11 protein-coding genes are annotated in these 14,455 nt (G+C 71.9%); 2 read left to right on the plus strand and 9 right to left on the minus strand.

Annotated features, from left to right (window positions below; all coding sequences use genetic code 11):
- Nucleotides 1-94 precede the first annotated feature (94 nt).
- Nucleotides 95-736, minus strand: a complete 642-nt coding sequence (locus IG64_RS33255; RefSeq protein WP_037863199.1) for a TetR/AcrR family transcriptional regulator — start codon at nucleotides 734-736, stop codon at nucleotides 95-97.
- 240 nt (nucleotides 737-976) lie between these two features.
- Here IG64_RS33255 and IG64_RS33260 point away from each other — a divergent pair, with 240 nt between their 5' ends.
- The gene (locus tag IG64_RS33260) at nucleotides 977-1,777 is read left to right on the plus strand and encodes a phosphatase PAP2 family protein (RefSeq protein ID WP_037863200.1); all 801 of its coding nucleotides are present in this window, start codon (nucleotides 977-979) and stop codon (nucleotides 1,775-1,777) included.
- Nucleotides 1,774-2,934 (plus strand): hypothetical protein, encoded by a 1,161-nt coding sequence (locus tag IG64_RS33265; protein WP_037863201.1) that lies wholly within the window; start codon nucleotides 1,774-1,776, stop codon nucleotides 2,932-2,934. Before IG64_RS33260 ends, IG64_RS33265 begins: the two co-directional genes overlap by 4 nt.
- Nucleotides 2,935-2,963: 29 nt before the next feature.
- Here IG64_RS33265 and IG64_RS33270 read toward each other — a convergent pair whose 3' ends face one another.
- The 8 genes from IG64_RS33270 to IG64_RS33305 all read right to left on the minus strand — a co-directional run bounded on the left by IG64_RS33270 (nucleotide 2,964) and on the right by IG64_RS33305 (nucleotide 14,419).
- Entirely contained in the window at nucleotides 2,964-3,806 is an 843-nt protein-coding gene (locus tag IG64_RS33270) for a phospholipid scramblase-related protein (RefSeq protein WP_037863202.1), read from the minus strand.
- 52 nt (nucleotides 3,807-3,858) lie between these two features.
- Nucleotides 3,859-5,925, minus strand: coding sequence for a phosphocholine-specific phospholipase C (locus IG64_RS33275; RefSeq protein WP_037863204.1), 2,067 nt, complete (start codon nucleotides 5,923-5,925; stop codon nucleotides 3,859-3,861).
- A 218-nt stretch (nucleotides 5,926-6,143) separates the two neighbouring features.
- Nucleotides 6,144-8,327 carry a discoidin domain-containing protein gene (locus tag IG64_RS33280; protein ID WP_037863205.1) on the minus strand — a complete coding sequence of 728 codons (2,184 nt, stop codon included), beginning with the start codon at nucleotides 8,325-8,327 and terminating at the stop codon, nucleotides 6,144-6,146.
- Nucleotides 8,328-8,433: 106 nt separating this feature from the next.
- Nucleotides 8,434-10,038: a glycoside hydrolase family 13 protein gene (locus IG64_RS33285; protein WP_037863206.1), complete on the minus strand. Its 1,605-nt coding sequence runs from the start codon at nucleotides 10,036-10,038 to the stop codon at nucleotides 8,434-8,436.
- A gap of 48 nt (nucleotides 10,039-10,086) precedes the next feature.
- Nucleotides 10,087-10,965: a carbohydrate ABC transporter permease gene (locus IG64_RS33290; RefSeq protein ID WP_037863209.1), complete on the minus strand. Its 879-nt coding sequence runs from the start codon at nucleotides 10,963-10,965 to the stop codon at nucleotides 10,087-10,089.
- Entirely contained in the window at nucleotides 10,962-11,924 is a 963-nt protein-coding gene (locus IG64_RS33295) for a carbohydrate ABC transporter permease (protein ID WP_037863210.1), read from the minus strand. The genes IG64_RS33290 and IG64_RS33295 overlap by 4 nt, the downstream gene beginning before the upstream one ends.
- Nucleotides 11,925-11,930: 6 nt before the next feature.
- Complete coding sequence (locus IG64_RS33300) at nucleotides 11,931-13,280, minus strand: ABC transporter substrate-binding protein (RefSeq protein WP_037863212.1); 1,350 nt, start codon at nucleotides 13,278-13,280, stop codon at nucleotides 11,931-11,933.
- A gap of 140 nt (nucleotides 13,281-13,420) precedes the next feature.
- Nucleotides 13,421-14,419, minus strand: a complete 999-nt coding sequence (locus IG64_RS33305; RefSeq protein ID WP_199811701.1) for a LacI family DNA-binding transcriptional regulator — start codon at nucleotides 14,417-14,419, stop codon at nucleotides 13,421-13,423.
- Between the last annotated feature and the right edge of the window lie 36 nt (nucleotides 14,420-14,455).

Here is a 14,455-nt window from a genome sequence, read left to right on the forward strand (position 1 = left end):
GGGCCGGGTTCCTCTCCGCTCCGGAGGAACCCGGCCCGGCCGGGAGTGCGCCGCCCCCGTCCCCACGGTGCGGCGCGCACAGGTCACCGTCCAGTCATCCCGTGGACGGCGGCCTGAGTCCTGTGGTGAGGCCGAGCGCGGGCAGCACGGCGGCCTCCACGAACCGGACCATGTAGTCCGCGTCCGCGTACGTCCCCTCCAGCACGGGACGGATGCGCAGGACGCCGAACATCTGCGCGGGCACGTACGCCAGCGCCGGGTTGTCCGCGTCGACCTCTCCGCGCTCGACCCCGCGCCGCAGGATCTCCCGCAGCGCGGCGATCTCCGGTTCCACGACGGTCTCGCGCAGCGCCTGCTTCAGCTCCGGGTCCTGCATGATCGCGTGGCCGAGGGCCTGCAGGAGCCGGGTGTCCTTGCCGGACCACTCCCCCGCGATCCGGGCGGCCTGCCGGAGGTCCTCGGCGAGCGAGCCGGTGTCGATGCCGCCGAAGCGGGTGCGCCGGTTCGCGCGCAGGGCGGCCACCACGAACTGCGGCTTGTTCTTCCACTGCCGGTAGAGCGTGGACTTGCTGCAGCGCGTGCTGGCGGCGACGCCCTCCATGGTGACGGCGTCGTATCCGCACTCGCGGATCTGTTCGAGGACGGCGTCGAAGAACTCCTGCTCACGCTCGGGCGTGATCTTGGAGCGGCGCGAGGCGACAACCGTGTCCGGTCCGTCCGCGGCCTGCGACGTCATCGCTCTTCTCCTCGCTGTCGCTCATGCTCCCGGGACGGCTCCAGCCGCCCTCGGGTGCGCTTCGTCTCCTGTGTGAGAGACCTCAATCGATACGCCAGTGTACCGGTACTCCATCGTATCGGTACACTGGCGTATCGGTACGATGTCGTATCGATGCTCCCGGCGCGGTCACCGCTCGCGTACCGGTCGGCACCACCCATACGGCACACACGCAACACCCGCACGCGAAGGGGCCGGGGCATGACATCCCGAAACGAGGCCGCCGCCGCGGAGCCCACGAGGCCCGCACGGCCCGCACTCGTGCGCGAGCTGCTGCTCGTCGCGGGCCTGTTCCTCTTCTACAAGGCGGGCCGCCAACTGGCCGCCGACCACACCGGCGAGGCCTTCCGCAACGCGCACCACGTATGGCACCTGGAACGGGCGCTCCACCTGCCCGGCGAGGGCGCGGTGCAGTCCCTGCTGCTGCACGGCGACACCCTGGTCCGCGTCGCGAACACCTACTACGCCACCGTGCACTTCCCGGCCACCGTCGGCCTGCTCGTCTGGCTCTACCTGCGCCGTCCCGCGCACTACGTGTGGACCCGCCGCGCCCTGGCCGCGCTGACCGCCGCCGCCCTGGTGCTGCACCTCACGTTCCCGCTGGCCCCGCCGCGCATGCTCGCCGCCACCGGCCTGATCGACACCGCGCACGTCTACGGACCCTCGGTCTACGGGCCCCCGAAGACGGACCACCTGTCGAACCAGTTCGCGGCCATGCCCTCGCTGCACTTCGGCTGGGCCCTGATGGTGGCCGTCGCACTGATCGCCGCCACCCGCTCGCGCTGGCGCTGGCTGTGGCTGCTGCACCCGCTGCTGACCCTGCTGGTGATCGTGGGCACCGCCAACCACTACTGGCTCGACTCGGTCGCGGCGACCGCTCTGCTCGGCATCGCCCTGCTGGCGCTCCCGCTGCCGCACCGCCGTCCGCTGACCGCCGCCCTGGGCCGGCAGCGGCCCGCGCCGGCCGAGGAGAACGGCACCCTCGTCGGAGCGGTCCGATGAACGCCGCGCTGCTCGCCGTGGTCCTCTCGCTCTTCTCCGCCGTCGCCTACGCCGCCGCGGCCGTCGCCCAGGAACGGCTCGCCTCGCGGGCGGCCGCGGGCACCGGCGCGCTCGGGCTGCTGCGCCGCGGCGCCTGGTGGTGGTCGGTCGCCCTGAACGGGTCGGCGGCCCTGCTGCACGTGGTCGCCCTCAAGTACGGGCCGCTGACCGTGGTCCAGCCGCTCGGCGCGCTCACGCTGGTGGCCGCCGTGCCCATGGGGGCGCGCCTGGCGGGCCGGCGGGTCGTCGCCGCCGAGTGGCGGGGCACCGCGTGCACGCTGCTCGGGCTGGGCGCGCTGCTGCTGGCCGCGTCCGGACCCGCGCCGAAGCAGGTGCTGAGTCCGGCCGAGGCACTGGCGGTCGCGGGGGCCACGGCGGTCCTGATCGGTGCCCTGTCCCGGCCCGGGGCGCGGCCGGGCCTGCGGCACGCGACCGCCTCCGGTGTCGCCTCGGGCGTGGCGTCCGCGCTCACCCAGACCGTGACCGTGGCCGCCACGGACCACACCGGCCCGCTGCTGAGCGCCCGCGTGATCCTCGTGGCGCTGCTGGTCGCGGCGTTCGCGACGGGCGGGCTGCTGCTCTCGCAGACCGCCTACCGGGGCGGCCTGGGCGCGCCGCTCGCGGTGGTGACGCTGACGAACCCGGTGGCCGCCGCGCTGATCGGCCTGACCCTGCTGGGCCAGGGGCTGCAGGGCGGCGTACGGGGTGTGCTGCTCGCGCTCGCGGGAGCGGCGTTCGCCGCCTGGGGCGTGGTCGAACTGTCGCGGGCGGCCCCGCATCCGCATCCCGGGGAAGGCGCACCCGCGCACCCGGAGAACGCGGCCGACGCCGCGTCCGCGGCCGGGTCCGTGTCCCTGCCGGGGCCCGCGTCCGCGACCGGACCGGCACCCGGGCGCGCGTCCGGGCCGCGGCCCGCTTCCGTACCCGAGCCCGTGTCCGGGCCCGCGTCCGTACCCGCCCTCGTGCCCGCGCAGGACGGCGAGGACGAGACACATCCCGTGGCCGCCGTCCTCGCCCTGGAGCCGGAAGGGGCGTCCCGGGAACCGCTGCTGCTGCCGCTGCACGTGCCCCTGCCCGGGCCCCTGCCCTCCGGACCGGAGCATCTGACCGCGCTCTGAGGAGCCGCAGCGGCGCGGCCCGTGCTGGGTCAGCCCCAGCCGCGCGAGTCCTGCTTGAGGGCCGTGTCGACGGTCAGCGCCGTCGCCACCACCAGGCTCAGCAGCGGCTCGGGCAGCTGGTAGTGGATCTGCAGGACGTAGTTGTCGGCCGTGGTGAACATCGTCTTGGCCAGCCCCTCCCACGTCTTGGTGATCCGGGCCACCTCGTTGTCGGCGTGGTCGACGATCGCGAAGTTCCAGGCGCGCCAGTTCTCCGCCTTGATGGCGCCGACCTGCTGCCCGTTCGCGTTCATCGCGAAGTTGATCTTGCCGAAGACGTTCTGCTGGACGATCTCGCCGACCTCCGAGCCGTCCGGGCGCGAGACGATCACCCGCGACTTGACGAACTTCGCGGGCCGGGTGAGCACGAGCTGCGGCTGCCCGTGACCGTCGCGGATCTCCAGCCGGTGGGTCATGAACTGGTCCAGGCTGGAGACGAACCGCAGGGCCTTGCGCAGCGTGCTCTGGCCGATCTCGGTGACGGCGCCGATCTGGTTGCCGTTCTGGTCGAAGACCTTGTACTCGTTGGTCAGCTCGATCAGCTTGGCCTTCTGGTTCACCACGAGGACCGGCTCGCTGAACAGGGTGCCGCCGCCGGCGCCGCCGGGGGCGACGCCGGCCTGCTGCTGCACCTGACGCTGCACGCGCGCGTCGGCACCGGCCGGCCCGCCCGGGACCTGCTGGGCGGCGGGAGCCTGCTGGGCCGCGGGGGCCTGCTGCTGGGCGGCGTGGGTGTGCTCGGTCCACTGCGCGCCGTCCCAGTAGCGCAGCGTCTGCGCCGCCCCGTGGGGGTCCGGGTACCAGCCTGCAGGTGTGTTCGAATGCGTGGTCACCGGGGCACACTACCGCGAGCCGGCCGGAAAGCAACCGCTGTCCGCCCGCCGGTCAGCCGGCCGCGATCGCCGGATCGCTCACCCCCGGAAGGCCGTTCTCGACGTGGCCGGCGAACCGCCGCAGGAAGGACGGATCCGCCCCCGACGTGACGGTCAGGTCGTACCAGCGCTCGCTGGCCGCCAGTACGACCCGCCGGCGCACCGCCGCACCCGGCTGGACCTGGACCGTCGTCCGGCCCCCGCCGTAGCCGTCCGCCACCGCGAGATCCACCGTTTTCGAGCCCCTGTTGGTGAAGGTCAGCTCGATGTCGTCGCCGGCCGGCCGCGCGGTGACCTCGGGACCGGCCGTCCTGCCGGGTCCCTTGAAGACGCGCAGGAAGCCGTTGGGGCCGTGCACGCTCAGGTCGTACGACCCCCCGGAGTAGACCGAGTTCCAGGTGTCCGAGACGGTCTTGCCGGCCTCGGTGGTGTAGGTCCAGGGGCCGTCGGAGCGGCTGCCCGAGGTGACCAGGAAGGCGGCCCCGGCCTGCGCGCCCGAGGCGAAGGTGAGCGTGTACTTCCCGGCCGCCGCGTCCACCGAACCGTCCACCACGGGCGCGTACCTGAGCGGGCGGGTGGGCCGCCGTCCGGGCTCCTGGCGGGGCAGGGAGCCCTGGGCCGGCGGGGTCGGCACGTAGTCGGGGTGGCGGTCGTGGTCCCGCGGCGCGTATCCGGCGGTGTCCGGCAGGGAGACGAGGGCGGTGTCCTTGCCGGAGAAGTCGAACGCCGCGGTCAGGTCGCCGCAGACCGCCCGCCGCCAGGGCGAGATGTTCGGCTCCCGCACCCCGAAGCGGCGCTCCATGAACCGGATGACCGAGGTGTGGTCGAACGTCTCGGAGCAGACGAAACCGCCCTTGCTCCACGGTGAGATCACCAGCATCGGCACGCGCTGGCCGAGTCCGTAGGGACCGGCCACGTGGCCGGCGTCGCCCTTGAACAGGTCGAGGCCCGCGTCGACCGTGGACAGGCCCTGAGCGGCGGAGGCCGGCGGGAAGGGCGGGACGAGGTGGTCGAAGAAGCCGTCGTTCTCGTCGTAGGTCAGGAACAGGGCGGTCCGCGCCCACACCGCCGGGTCGGCGGTCAGCGCGTCGATGACCTGGGAGACGTACCAGGCGCCGTAGTTCGCGGGCCAGTTGGGGTGCTCGGAGAAGGCCTCGGGGGCGACGATCCAGGAGATCTGCGGCAGCTTCCCGCCCTTGACGTCGGACCTGAGCCGGTCGAAGAACCCCTCGCCGGTGCGGGCGTCGGTGCCGGTGCGGGCCTTGTCGTACAGCGGGTCGCCGGGCTTGGCGCCGCGGTACTGGTCGAAGTACAGCAGCGAGTTGTCCCCGTAGTTGCCGCGGTAGGCGTCGTTGATCCAGCCCCAGCCGCCGGCGGCGTCCAGCCCGTCACCGACGTCCTGGTAGATCTTCCAGGAGACGCCCGCCTTCTCCAGGCGCTCGGGGTACGTCGTCCAGCTGTAGCCCGCCTCCTCGTTGCCGAGGACGGGGCCGCCGCCCTTGCCGTCGTTGCCGGTGTGACCCGTCCACAGGTAGTAGCGGTTGGGGTCGGTGGAGCCGATGAGCGAGCAGTGGTAGGCGTCGCAGACGGTGAACGCGTCGGCGAGCGCGTAGTGGAACGGGATGTCCTTGCGGGTCAGGTACGCCATCGTCGTCGTGCCCTTGGACGGCACCCACTGGTCGTAGCGGCCCCGGTCGTGCGCGGCGTGCCCGTCGTTCCAGCCGTGCGGGAGGTCCTGGACGAAGGCCAGGCCCAGGTCGTCGGCGTCGGGGCGGAAGGGCAGCACCTCCTTGCCCGCGCCGTTGGTCTGGTGCCACACCGGCTTGCCGTTCGGCAGCGGCACCGGGCGCGGGTCGCCGAAGCCCCGTACGCCGCGGAGGGTGCCGAAGTAGTGGTCGAAGGACCGGTTCTCCTGCATGAGGACGACGATGTGCTCGACGTCCTCGATCGATCCGGTGCGGCGGTGGGCGGGCAGGGCCGCCGCGCGCTGGATGCTGCCGGACAGCGCGGTGAACGCGGTGGTCGCGCCCGCTATCTGCAGGAAGCGGCGCCGGTTGACCTCGGGGGTGGGTGACGGCATGAAGGTCCTCACATCCTCGTGCACGGACGGCCGGAACGGGTGAGTGCTGCGCGCAGCGAGTGTTCCAAGAGCACCGAACGGGAGGGAAGGGTGCGGTGACGTCCATGTGAAAGTCAGGGGACCGGCGTGCCGGTGCGGGAGCCGGCCCGGTGGCCGGCTCCCGGGTGGCTGCCGGCCGGCGCCCCGCGCGGGGCGCCGGCCGGGGCCCGGAGGGCCGCTCAGGAGGTCGCGTACGCCTCCACCTCGCTGAACTGCCCGGCCGGCCAGCCCGTGTTGCCGGTGACGGTCAGCCGCAGCCAGCGCAGGGCTGTCCCGGCCGGCAGGGCGACGGTGACGCTGTTGCCGGTCGCCGGGTCGAAGCGGTAGCCCTGCGCGCCCGCCACCGTGGTGTAGTTCGTGCCGTCGGTGCTGCCCAGGACCGCGATGGTCTGGGTCCGGGCGCCCCAGGCGGCGGACGGCGGGAGCTTCAGCACCAGCCGGCGCACGGTCTGGCTCGATCCGAGGTCGACGGTGAGGGACTGCGGGAAGGCGTTGTTGGCCGACTCCCAGTAGCTGTTCGCGTCCCCGTCGACCGCCTTGCCGGGCGTGTAGACGTCCTGGGAGCCGGTGGCGGTGGCCGGACGGCCCTTGGCGAGGTTGCGGTTCGGATCGGGAGCCGGGTTGCCCTGGCCGGGCTGCGGCCAGGTGGAGCAGTCCTCCCAGGTGCTGGTCCAGCCGGAGTTTCCGCCGCCGTCGGCGAGCGCGAAGCTGCCCGAGCCGGACGGGAAGGGGCAGTTGTAGACGCCGGCGGAGCCCACACCGGTGGCGGTGACGCCCCGGAACGTCGCCGCGCCCTGCGCCTCGGCCTGGACGACGACCGTTCCGGTGTTGCGCACCGTGGCGCCGTCCACGGTGACGCCCTTCACCGGGTACCCGTGACCGCCGCCCGAGACGAACTCGAAGGCGCTGTAAGGGCTGTCGACGACGGTGGTGCCCGTGATGTTCACGGTGGCGTTGATCGCACTGTCGTAGGAGTCGACGCGCAGCGCGCCCATGGGGTGGTTCCAGTTGGGGTTCATGGCGCCCGCGCGCACCAGGGTGTTGCCGGCGACCGTGATCGTCCCGGCGAGCGGGTTGAAGGGGTCCATGAACTTCTGGTTGGAGATGGCGATGCCGCTGCCGAGGGCGTTGGTGTCGGAGACCAGGTTGTCGGAGACCGTGATGTCGGTGCCGCCGTAGATCGCGATGCCGTTGGCGAGGTTGGGCTGCGAGATGGTGTTGTGCTCGAAGCTGCTGTCCGTGTCGGGTGCGTACAGGGACCACATGGCGAGGGCGTCGTCGCCCTGGTTGCGCAGGAAGTTGTCGCGGACCCTCACTCCCCTGGCGTTGCCGTTGAGGTTGAGGCCGTCGGCGGTGGTGTCGAGGATGCGGTTGTCCTCGACGACGAGGTTGTCGTTGTTCCCGGTCAGCCACAGGCCGCACTTGAGGTGCTGGATCCACATGCCGGAGACGCTGGAGCCGGGCCCGAGGGAGCCGTTGACGAAGTTGTCGGGGCTGCCGTCGTTGCGTTCGGTGACCTCGCCGATGACCGCGAAGTCCTTGAGGTGCACACCGCCCGAGGAGCTGCCCTGGTTGATGAAGCTGGAAGTGTGCACGACGGAGTACCAGCTGCCCGCGCCCTGGAGGGTGACGTTCTGCACGCCGCCGAGCGAGGAGGTCAGCCGGTAGTCGCCCGGCGGGATCCACACCACCCCGCCCTGGGCGGCGTTGACGGCGTCGCGGAAGGCCTGGGTGGAGTCGCCCTGGCCGCTGGGGTCGGCGCCCTTGGAGACCACGGAGACCGATCCGGCCGGCTGGACGGCGGCAGGCGCCACCTGTTCGAAGTCGGCCACGTCGACGGTGACCTGGACGTTCGCCGCCTCCAGGGTGATCTTGTCACCGGCCTGGACGTTCTGCCCGAGCAGCAGCCGGGCGTTGTCGAAGAAGTGGTGGGTCTTGGCTCCGGTGATCCAGCCGGTGTCGACGTAGGAGTACTTGGAGGTGACGGTGAGGGTCTTGGCGAGCCGGGTGCCGTTGACGTAGACGTTGAGGGTGCCGGACTGGCCGTCGGGCACGTTGTAGGCCACGTTCAGGGCGTTGGCGGCGCGCGGTGCGGTGAACTCCACGCGCTGTCCGGTGCTGAGCCGGACGGCCTGGCGGCCCGACGCCTCCGAGGCGAGGGTGCCCTGCGTGTAGTCGGGGCCGATCTTCGTGCCGGTGGTGGCGGCGGACTCGGCCTCGACGGAGGTGAAGGGGAGGGTGGCGCCCGCGGCGGCATGGGCGGCGGGCGCACCGAGGGTGACGAGCATGCCGGCGGCGAGGGCGACGGTGGCCGCGACGGCCGGCAGGCGGCGGACGGATCTGGGCGTGCTGGTGCCGTGCATGTGCTGATCCCTTCGTGGTGGGGGTGCGGGGATAGCGCTGTGCGGATCGGCGGCCGGGGCCCGGCGTCGAGTGGTCCGGGCGCGGTGGCCCCGGTGCCGCGCGCCTTCAGGCGCGCAGCCAGGCCGCCGTGTCCTGCGGGAGGCGGCCGGCCTCGTCGAGGGGGCCGCTGGCCAGCAGGAGTCGGGTGTGGGCGGGGAGTTCGGCGGGGGCGCCGGAGAGGTTGACCACGCAGGCCGTCCCGTCGGCGCGGGTGAAGGCGAGGACGCCGTCGGGGCCGTCCAGCCAGGTGAGGGGGGCGTCGCCGAAGGCCGGGCGCAGCCGGATCGCCTCGCGGTACAGGGCGAGCATGGAGGCGGGGTCGCGCTGCTGGAGGTCGACGGCGTGGCCGGCCCAGCCGGCCGGCTGCGGCAGCCACGGCTCCCGGGCAGCTTCGGTCCCGAACCCGGCGTGGGGCGCGTCGGCCGACCAGGGCAGCGGGACCCGGCAGCCGTCGCGGCCCGGGTCGGTGCCGCCGGAGCGTTCGTGCATCGGGTCCTCGATGCGGTCCAGGGGAATGTCCGCCTCGGGCAGGCCCAGCTCCTCGCCCTGGTAGACGTAGACGGCGCCGGGCAGGGCCAGGGACAGCAGGGCCGCCGCGCGGGCGCGCCGGGTGCCGAGGGCGAGGTCGGTGGGGGTGCCGAAGGCCTTGGTGGCGAAGTCGAATCCGGTGTCGGCGCGGCCGTAGCGGGTGACGGTGCGGGTGACGTCGTGGTTGCACAGCACCCAGGTGGCGGGGGCTCCCACGGGTGCGTGTTCGGCCAGCGTCTCGTCGATGGAGGTGCGCAGCCGGGCGGCGTCCCAGGGGCAGGCCATGAAGGAGAAGTTGAAGGCGGAGTGCAGTTCGTCGGGGCGCAGGTAACGGGCGAAGCGTTCGCTGTCGGGGAGCCACACCTCGCCGACGAAGACGCCGCCGTACTCGTCGGCGACGCGGCGCCAGGAGCGGTAGATGTCGTGGAGTTCGTCCCGGTCGACGTACGGGTGCGGGTCGCGCCCCTCGGCGAGGTCGGGCAGGCGGGGGTCCTTGGCGGGCAGGGCGGCCGAGTCGATGCGGACGCCGGCGACGCCCCGCTCGAACCAGAACCGCAGGATGTCCTCGTGTTCCTGGCGGACGGCCGGGTGCGCCCAGTTGAGGTCGGGCTGCTCGGGCGCGAACAGGTGGAGGTACCAGGCGCCGTCGGGCAGCCGGGTCCAGGCCGGCCCGCCGAACTCGGAGGTCCAGTCGTTGGGCGGGAGTTCGCCGTGGGCGCCCCGGCCGGGACGGAAGTGGAACAGCTCGCGTTCGGCGCCGCCCGCCCGCGCGGCCCGGAACCAGGGGTGCTGGTCGGAGACGTGGTTGGGCACGATGTCGACGATGGTGCGGATGCCCAGTTCCCGGGCCTCGGCGATGAGTTTCTCCGCCTCGGCGAGGGTGCCGAAGGCGGGGTCGATCGCCCGGTAGTCGGCGACGTCGTAGCCGCCGTCCTTCATCGGGGACAGGTACCAGGGGTTGAACCACAGGGCGTCCACGCCGAGTTCGGCGAGGTAGGGCAGGCGGGCGCGGACGCCGGCGAGGTCCCCGGTGCCGTCGCCGTCGCCGTCGGCGAAGCTGCGGACGTACACCTGGTAGATCACGGCGGAGCGCCACCAGGCGTCGTCGTCACGGCCGTTTCGGGCAGGGGTGGGCTGTCCCACGGTGCGTGCCTTTCTGTGTCGGTCGGGGGGAGGGTGGGCGGGCGGTGGTCAGCCCTTGGTGCTGCCCGCGCTGATCCCGGCGATGATGTGCCGCTGGAAGACGAGGAAGAGGGCGACCATCGGGATGCTGGCGATCACCATCGCGGCGATGAGCACGGTCAGCTGGATGTTCTGCGAGAGCTGGACGAGGGCCACGCTGATGGGCTGTTCGTCGGTGTCGGAGAAGACCATCAGCGGCCACAGGAAGTCCTGCCAGACGGCGACCAGCGCGAAGATGGACACCACGCCGAGCACGGGCCGTGACATGGGCAGCACGATCGACCACAGGGTGCGCAGCTTTCCGGCACCGTCGATCTCGGCGGCCTCCAGCACGTCGCGCGGTATCTGGTCGAAGAACCGCTTGAGCAGGTAGAGGTTGAAGGCGTTGGCGGCGGCCGGGAGCCAGATGGCGAGGGGGTCGTTGAGCAGGCTGGTGTGGATCAGCGGCAGGTCGGCGACGGTCAGGTACTTCGGTACGACCAGGGCCTGGGCGGGCACCATCAGGGTGGCGAGGATGCCGCCGAGGATCACCTTGCCGAAGGCGGGGCGCAGCCGGGACAGGGCGTAGGCGGCGGCCGTGCAGAACACCAGCTGGCAGGCCCAGGCGCCGGCCGCCTGCACGAAGGTGTTCCACAGGTGCCGGGGCAGTTGCATGAGGTCCCAGGCGTCGGTGTAGGCGCTCAGGTGCCAGTGCTCCGGCATGAGGGTGGGCGGGGTCCGTGCCACCTCGTCCGGTGATTTCAGGGCGCCGGTCACCATCCAGTAGACCGGGAAGAGGAAGGCGAGCGTGAACAGCAGGACCACGCCGGTGAAGACGGTCCAGTAGAGGGCCTTGCCGCGGGGGCGGGCCAGGGCCGCCGGGGAGAGGAGGGTACGGGTGCTGCTCATGCGTCCTCCTGGCCGGAGCCGGAGCGGGTCAGCCGCAGGTAGCCGGCGGAGAACACGCCGAGCAGTACGAGCAGCATGACGCTGAGGGCGCAGGCGCCGCCGAAGTCGTTGTAGAGGAAGGCGTACTTGTAGATGAGGTAGAGGACGGTGACCGTGGCGCTCTCGGGGCCGCCGCCGGTGATCACGAACGGTTCGGTGAAGACCTGCATGGTCGCGATGATCTGGAGCAGCATCAGCATCAGGATCACGAACCGGGTCTGCGGGACGGTGACGTGCCGGATGCGCTGGAGCAGGCCCGCTCCGTCCAGTTCGGCGGCCTCGTACAGCTCGCCGGGGATGGACTGCAGGGCGGCCAGGTAGATCAGGACGGTGCCGCCGAGGTTGGCCCAGGTGGCGACGAGGACGAGGGAGACCAGGGCGGTGTCGGCGCCGTTGGTCCAGTTCGAGGTGGGCAGGTGCAGGGCGCGCAGCGCCTCGTTGGCCAGGCCCGCTCCGGGGTCGTAGAACCACTTCCACAGCAGGGCGCTGACCACGGGCGGGATCATCACCGGCAGGTAGACGACGACCCGGAAGAAGGCCTTGGCGTGCCTGAGTTCGTTCAGGACGAGGGCCAGGACGAAGGGGACGGCGAAGCCGATCAGCAGGGCGAGCGCGGTGAAGGTGAGGGTGTTGCGCCAGGCCGCGCCGAATTCCGGGTCGTGCAGGACGTGGGTGAAGTTGGCGGTGCCGACCCACTGGGGTGCCTGGCCGGGGGTGTACTTCTGGAAGGCGATCACGACGGCGCGGATCGCCGGGTACCAGGAGAACAGGGCGAAGCAGATCAGGCCGCCGAGCAGGAAGGCGTAGGCACGGGCCTGTTCGGCGAGGCGGCGCCGCCTGCGCTCCCGGGCGCGGGGCGGCGCCGGCAGGGGGTGGACGGCGACCGCCCGGGCGGGCCGCCGCTCGGCCGTCTTGGTCATGGCGGGTCAGCTCCGTGCCAGGATGCCGTCGATCTTGCCGGAGGCGTCCTCGAGGAGCTGGTCGACGTCGGCGTCCTTCTTGGTCAGGACGGCGGAGACCACGCCGTCCAGGACGGAGTAGATCTGCTGTGCGTTGGGCGGCTCGACCTTCAGCCGAAGGTTCTGGTTGCCTTCCAGGAAGGAGCGGTAGTTCTCCACGGGCACGTTGGCGTTGGCCTTCTTGACCTGCTGGTCGGTGGCGTCGGCGGCGCCGGTGAACAGGCGGGGTTCGGGCAGGCCGACGGGTGCGTCGTTCTTCTTGGCGCGGGCGTAGTCCCCGAGGAAGCCCTTGCCGGGGGTGAGGAACATGTGGTCGAGCCACTTCAGGCCGGCCCGGATCTGGGCGGGCGTGTCCTTCTTGTTGAACATGTAGCCGTCGCCGCCGACGAGGGTGCCCTTGCCGCCGGGCATGGGGGCGAGGGCGAGGTCCTTGTAGTTGCCGCCCTTCTCCTTGACCAGGATCGGGATGTTGTCCGGGGCGGAGAGGTACATGCCGAGCTTGCCGGAACCCATCATCTGCTGGGCGTCGTTGATGACGAGGAGCTGCTTGCTGCCCATGGAGTCGTCGCTCCAGCGCATGTCGTGCAGGTTCTGCAGGACGGCACGCCCTTCGGGGGTGTCGACGTTCGCCTTCTTGCCGTCGGCGCTGACGACGTCGCCGCCCTGGGAGTACAGCTCGGCGGTGAAGTGCCAGCCGCCCTGGTTCTGGGCGCTGTAGTCGGCGTAGCCGACGGTGCCGCCGCCGAGTGCGGCGATCCTCCTGGCGTCGGCGCGCACCTCCTCCCAGGTCGTCGGCGGCTTGTCGGGGTCGAGGCCGGCCTTCTGGAAGAGCTTCCTGTTGTAGATCAGGCCCATCGAGTAGCCGGTGCGCGGGATGCCGTAGATCTTGCCGTCCACGGTGTAGATGTCGCGCAGCTGCTTCTGGAGCGTGCCGTAGCTCTTCAGCTCCTTGACGTACGGGGTGAGATCGGCGGCCTGGCCGGTGGAGACGACGTGCTTGACGTCGGTGAAGTAGGTGTAGAAGACGTCCTCCATCTGCCCGCCGGCCAGTTTCGCGTCGAACGTCTTGGGGTCCTCGCAGGGGAACGCGTCGTGTGTGACGACGTCGATGTCCGGATGCTGCTTCTCGAAGGACGCCACGTCCTCGTCGAAGAACTTCCGGTCGGTCCTCGCGCTCTTGGGCGGCTCGCAGTTGACCGTGATGCGGGTCTTGCCGTTCGCGGACGCGTCGTCGTCCGAACCGCACGACGTCACGGCGAGGGCAAGGGAGCAGACGCCGATCGCGGCGACGGCATGGCGGAACCCGGTGCTTCTCATCGGTGGACCCCTCTGGACAGGAGCGGTGGGCGTCGCACACTCAAGCACCGGGGGCAGCAGCGCGCAAGATGTCGCGCAGAAACTGAAATTATTTGACAGTGCACCGTCTCCCTGGGACCACCGCGCAGGCCCCGGGCCCGTCAGGGGCGGGGGGCCTGCGCGGTGGAGCCGCGGACCACCAGTTCCGGCTCGAACAGAAGCTCGTCGGCGGGGACGGCGCTGCCGCCGATCTGCGCGTTGAGCAGTTCCACGGCCGCCTTGCCCATGGACTCGATGGGCTGGCGGACGGTGGTCAGGGGCGGCTCCGTGCAGTTCATCAGCGCGGAGTCGTCGTAGCCCACGACGGAGATCCGGGAGGGGACGTCGAGTCCGCGGCGGCGCGCGGCGCGCACGACGCCCAGGGCGAGCGGGTCGCTGGCGCAGATGAACCCGGTGACGCCCCGGTCGATGAGCTTGGCCGCCGCGGCGTGGCCGCCCTCGATGGAGAAGATGGCGCGGCCGACGAACTCGTCGGGCAGCTCGACGCCGAACGCGCGGGCCGCCGCCAGCTTGCGGGCGGAGGGCACGTGGTCGCCGGGCCCGAGGACGAGGCCGATCCGCTCGTGCCCCAGGGAGACCAGGTGCCGCCAGGCCTGTTCCACGGCCACCGCGTCGTCGCAGGACACCGCGGGGAAGCCGAGGTCCGCGATGCCCGCGTTGACCAGCACGACGGGGATGTTGCGGTCGGCCAGGAGCCGGTAGTGGTCGTGCGGCGCGTCCGACTGGGCGTACAGGCCGCCGGCGAAGACGACCCCGGAGACCTGCTGCTGGAGCAGCAGCTCGACGTAGTCGGCCTCGGACACCCCGCCCTTGGTCTGGGTGCACAGCACCGGGGTCAGGCCGAGCTGGGCCAGGGCGCCGCCGATGACCTCGGCGAAGGCGGGGAAGATGGGGTTCTGCAGCTCGGGCAGGACCAGGCCGACCAGCCGGGCGCGCTCGCCGCGCAGTTGCGTGGGCCGCTCGTAGCCGAGCACGTCCAGCGCGGACAGGACCGCCTGCCGGGTGGCTTCGGAGACTCCGGGTTTGCCGTTGAGCACCCGGCTGACCGTGGCCTCGCTGACCCCGACCTTCTTCGCCACTTCCGCAAGTCGTCGCGTCATGCACGCAAGAATAGCGCAAGAATCGCAAGGCGTTTG

Source organism: Streptomyces sp. NRRL S-340 (assembly GCF_000720185.1).
Lineage (GTDB): Bacteria > Actinomycetota > Actinomycetes > Streptomycetales > Streptomycetaceae > Streptomyces.

What these genes read in the sequence shown, in the direction of transcription:
- IG64_RS33265 (WP_037863201.1), top strand. Translation starts at nt 1,774, where the DNA reads ATGAACGCCGCGCTGCTCGCCGTGGTCCTCTCGCTCTTCTCCGCCGTC.
- IG64_RS33295 (WP_037863210.1), bottom strand. Translation starts at nt 11,924, where the DNA reads ATGACCAAGACGGCCGAGCGGCGGCCCGCCCGGGCGGTCGCCGTCCAC.
- IG64_RS33280 (WP_037863205.1), bottom strand. Translation starts at nt 8,327, where the DNA reads ATGCACGGCACCAGCACGCCCAGATCCGTCCGCCGCCTGCCGGCCGTC.
- IG64_RS33290 (WP_037863209.1), bottom strand. Translation starts at nt 10,965, where the DNA reads ATGAGCAGCACCCGTACCCTCCTCTCCCCGGCGGCCCTGGCCCGCCCC.
- IG64_RS33260 (WP_037863200.1), top strand. Translation starts at nt 977, where the DNA reads ATGACATCCCGAAACGAGGCCGCCGCCGCGGAGCCCACGAGGCCCGCA.
- IG64_RS33255 (WP_037863199.1), bottom strand. Translation starts at nt 736, where the DNA reads ATGACGTCGCAGGCCGCGGACGGACCGGACACGGTTGTCGCCTCGCGC.
- IG64_RS33305 (WP_199811701.1), bottom strand. Translation starts at nt 14,419, where the DNA reads ATGACGCGACGACTTGCGGAAGTGGCGAAGAAGGTCGGGGTCAGCGAG.
- IG64_RS33275 (WP_037863204.1), bottom strand. Translation starts at nt 5,925, where the DNA reads ATGCCGTCACCCACCCCCGAGGTCAACCGGCGCCGCTTCCTGCAGATA.
- IG64_RS33300 (WP_037863212.1), bottom strand. Translation starts at nt 13,280, where the DNA reads ATGAGAAGCACCGGGTTCCGCCATGCCGTCGCCGCGATCGGCGTCTGC.